This window comes from Micromonospora reichwaldensis (assembly GCF_031845925.1).
Taxonomy (GTDB): domain Bacteria; phylum Actinomycetota; class Actinomycetes; order Mycobacteriales; family Micromonosporaceae; genus Micromonospora; species Micromonospora reichwaldensis.
On the sequence record NZ_JAVRFL010000103.1, the window covers coordinates 1 to 385 of the forward strand.

General features: G+C 69.6%; 1 protein-coding gene. It reads left to right on the forward strand.

The window, feature by feature from the left end; all coding sequences use genetic code 11:
• The coding region (locus RM555_RS30900) for a DUF445 family protein (RefSeq protein ID WP_311415012.1) at window positions 1-152 on the forward strand (152 nt) is incomplete at its 5' end.
• Between the last annotated feature and the right edge of the window lie 233 nt (window positions 153-385).

Consider the following 385-nt stretch of genomic DNA (forward strand, 5'->3'; position numbering starts at 1 on the left):
AGGAGACGGTCGCCCGCTGGGACGGCGAGCAGACCGCGCGCACCCTCGAGCTGTTCGTGGGCAAGGACCTGCAGTTCATCCGCATCAACGGCTCGATCGTCGGCGCGCTCGCGGGCCTGGCGATCCACGGGGTAGCCACGCTGTTCCTCTGAGCCGCCGCCCCTACCCCGCACTTTCTAACGTGAATTGGGGCTTATGGGCGCTTTCGAGCGTGAGATAGGCCCTCTCTCACGTTCGAAAGCGCGGGGACGGGGGCGATGGACGCGCGGGGACGAGGCCGTCAGGCGGCGGGCTTGTCCTTCTCGTCCTTGCCGCCGGGCAGGGCGCGACGGATCGCACCGAAGACGCCGCCGTCGTCCTTGGTGCCATCGGCGCGCCCCTGTGC